This is a genomic window from Mesorhizobium sp. (genome assembly GCF_004963255.1).
GTDB lineage: Bacteria > Pseudomonadota > Alphaproteobacteria > Rhizobiales > Rhizobiaceae > Mesorhizobium.
Window position 1 is genome coordinate 1 of sequence record NZ_SUGA01000080.1, and the last position, 3,202, is coordinate 3,202.

Here is a 3,202-nt window from a genome sequence, read left to right on the forward strand (position 1 = left end):
GGACAGCGCCCCCCTCTGTCCTGCCGGACATCTCCCCCACGAGGGGGGAGATCAGCAGTTCCCGCCTCTGCGCCTTATGCCTTGCGCTTCTCGACCTCCGCCTTGCGCAAGAGGAACCGCTGGATCTTGCCGCTCGGCGTCTTCGGCAGCTCGCTCACGAACTCGACCTCACGCGGATAGGAATGCGCCGACAGCCGCTTCTTCACATGCTGGGCGAGCTCCTCGGCGAGCGCTTCGCTGCCTTTGTAAGCGGGCGCCAGCACCACGAAGGCCTTGACGATCTCGGTGCGCTGCGGATCTGGTACGCCGACCACCGCCGCCTCGTTGACCGCCGGGTGCTCGATCAGCGCGCTTTCGACATCGAAAGGCCCGATGCGGTAGCCGGACGAGGTGATCACGTCGTCGGCCCGCCCGATGAAGGAGACCGAGCCGTCCGGCTCGTACTCCACAGTGTCGCCGGTGCGATAATAGCCGCCGGCGATCGCCGGCGTTTCCGCCTGATGGTAGCCGTCGAACCAGCGCAGCGGCGAGTTGGCGATATCGACAGCGAGCACGCCGGGCTGATTGGGGCCGAGCTCGTTGCCTTCGTCGTCCAGCACCACCATGCGATAGCCCGGCATGGCGAAACCGGCCGAGCCTGGGCGTACCGGATGCTTGAGCCCGTGATGGTTGTTGACCATCATGCCGTTCTCGGTCTGGCCGTAATGGTCGTGGATCGGTGCGGCGAGATGGGCGTCGAACCAGCGGATCACTTCCGGGTTGAGCGGCTCGCCGGCGCTGCTCACCACGCGCAGCTTTCCTTTGACGCGGGCCGCAGCCTCGGGCCCTTCCGCCATCAGCAGGCGATAGGCCGTCGGCGAGCCGGCTAGGCTGGTGACGCCCAGCCGCTCGATGATGTCGTAGGTCGATTTGGCGTTGAAGGCCCCTTCGTAGAAGGTGGTGGCGATGCCGAGCAGCAAGGGCCCGGTGATGGCGTAGTAGAGCCCGTAGGCCCAGCCGGGATCGGCGATGTTCCAGAAGACGTCGTCGGGGCGAAGCCCGATCGCGTCGCGCATATAAGCGCCGAAGGCAAGAAGCGCGCTGAGCGGCACCGGCACGCCTTTCGGGTGCCCGGTGGTGCCGGAGGTCGACATCATCATGAACAGGTCCGAGCCCTTGCGCATCACCGGCTCGCAGTCGGGGGAGGCGGCGGCGAGCGCGGCGCGGAAATCGATGTCGCCTGCGGGCGGCGTCTCGCCGGGTGCGAGGATGATGGCAATGCGCGGATGGATCTCCACCTCCTCGAGCTTGCCGCGGTTGGCGGGGTTGGTCACCACCAGCTTCGCCTTGCTATAGCTCAGGCGATGCTCGACCGCCTTCGGTCCGAAGGCGGTGAACAGCGGCTGGTAGGCCGCGCCGATCCGCCATGTGCCGAGGATCAGCGCCACGAGTTCTGGAATGCGCGGCAGCATGCCGGCCACGACATCGCCGGGGCCGACGCCGAGACTTTTGAGCAGGGTGCCGACACGGCCCGACATGTCGGCGAGGTCTTCGAAGGAATATTCGCGCAATTCGCCGCCGGCCGAGATCGCGCGCAGCGCCAGCCGGTTTTGGCTGGTATGGCGGCCGCAGCATTCGACATAGGCGTTGATGCCGGTCGCCGGATCGCCGTGCAGGCGCGCGATCTCGTCCTCGATGCGAAATTGCGCGACGGCATCCTCATAGCGCGGCAGCGCTCGCGTCCTGGTCATGGCGTTCCTCCCTCGGATGGAGATTGCCTGAAAACCTGGCGCCGGTCGATTGCGGCGAAAGTCAATGGCCCTTGGCAAGCGAGTGAGGTCGCCCTCCACAGCGCGAAGGAACGTGGCTGCCTACGCCGCGAGCTAAGGCAGTTGGATGCCCTGCGCCTGCATATGCCGTTTCCAGCGGCTGTGCAGCTCTGCCGGCCGGCAGCCGATACGCTCGTCGAGGAACGTAGCGGCCGTTATCCGGTCGGTGCGGAAATGGCGGAAATCTTGGCGCAGCTCGCACCAGGCGGCAAGCAGCCGCATGGTCTCGGCATAGCCGATCATCGTCGGCCAGATGACGCGCTCGCTCTCGTCGCCCTGTTCGTTGCGGTAGCGGATCCGGATCTTGTGACCCTTGCGGATCGAGGCCCGCGCCTTCGCGATATCCAGCCCGTCCGGCAGGCTTGCGCGGCTGAGCGGCGCGCCGACGGTCGGATTGCTGACGAAGGGACGCAGCCGCTCGGGCACGACGGTCGCGATCTTGGCGATCAGGTCGCGCGCCGCGCCCGCCAGCACCGGGTCGCCCTTGTCGGCCACCCATTGCGCGCCGAGCACCGCCGCCTCCAGCTCGTCCGGCGTCAGCATCAGCGGCGGCATGTCGTAGTCGCGATCGAGCACATAGCCGAGGCCGGGTTCGCCCCGGATCGGCACGCGCTGCCCGATCAGGTCGGCAATGTCGCGATAGACCGAGCGGCGCGAGGTTTCGAGTTCTTCAGCGATCCGGCTGGCGGTGATCGGCCGGCTCGAGCGCCGCAGGATCTGGATGATCTGGAACAGTCGGTCGGCGCGGCGCAAGGCAAGTCTCCTGTTGCCACTATGCTGGCAGCAGGCCTGGTCCACAAGCCGGGGCAAGGCGCGCGGACGGGCGCGTCCGGCCGCGCGGCCAGCCCACGGAGAAGACCAATGAATTTCGTTTCGACCCGCATCATCACCGCCGACGTCAGGCGGCTCGTCGCCTTCTACGAGACGGCGACAGGCATCAAGCTCACGCTCTACACCGAGGATTTCGCCGAACTGGTCACGGATGTGGGCACGCTGGCGATCGGCAGCACGCGCACGCTTCAGCTCTTCGGCGGCGACCACGTCGCAAGCCCGGCGGCAAATCGCACCGCCATCATCGAGTTCCGCGTGGCTGATGTGGATGAGGAATATCGACGCCTGAGCGGTCTCATTGAAGGCGCACTGGTGCAGGCGCCGACGACTATGCCCTGGGGCAACCGCTCGCTGCTGTTTCGCGATCCCGACGGCAATCTGGTCAATTTCTTCACGCCGGTGACGGCAGAGGCGATCAGGAAATTCGAACGGTGAGAGGCATGGCCATCAATCTCCGAGGCCGCGTTCTGTCACGCCCCCCTCTGTCCTGCCGGACATCTCCCCCACAAGGGCATATGCGCTAAGATAGCGTTGGCATGGCTTGAAACTTGCGTTTTCGTGGT

The 3,202-nt window shown here is 66.3% G+C and carries 3 protein-coding genes; 1 reads left to right on the plus strand and 2 read right to left on the minus strand.

Annotated elements, in window-relative coordinates:
- Positions 1-74 precede the first annotated feature (74 nt).
- Both E5X34_RS32425 and E5X34_RS32430 read right to left on the minus strand, forming a co-directional pair.
- The gene (locus E5X34_RS32425; protein WP_292573263.1) at positions 75-1,730 is read right to left on the minus strand and encodes an acyl-CoA synthetase; all 1,656 of its coding nucleotides are present in this window, start codon (positions 1,728-1,730) and stop codon (positions 75-77) included.
- Positions 1,731-1,862: 132 nt separating this feature from the next.
- Positions 1,863-2,561 (minus strand): YafY family protein, encoded by a 699-nt coding sequence (locus E5X34_RS32430; RefSeq protein WP_292573265.1) that lies wholly within the window; start codon positions 2,559-2,561, stop codon positions 1,863-1,865.
- Positions 2,562-2,669: 108 nt separating this feature from the next.
- Here E5X34_RS32430 and E5X34_RS32435 point away from each other — a divergent pair, with 108 nt between their 5' ends.
- On the plus strand, positions 2,670-3,074 hold the full coding sequence (locus E5X34_RS32435; RefSeq protein WP_292573268.1) for a VOC family protein: 405 nt from the start codon (positions 2,670-2,672) through the stop codon (positions 3,072-3,074).
- Positions 3,075-3,202 lie beyond the last annotated feature (128 nt).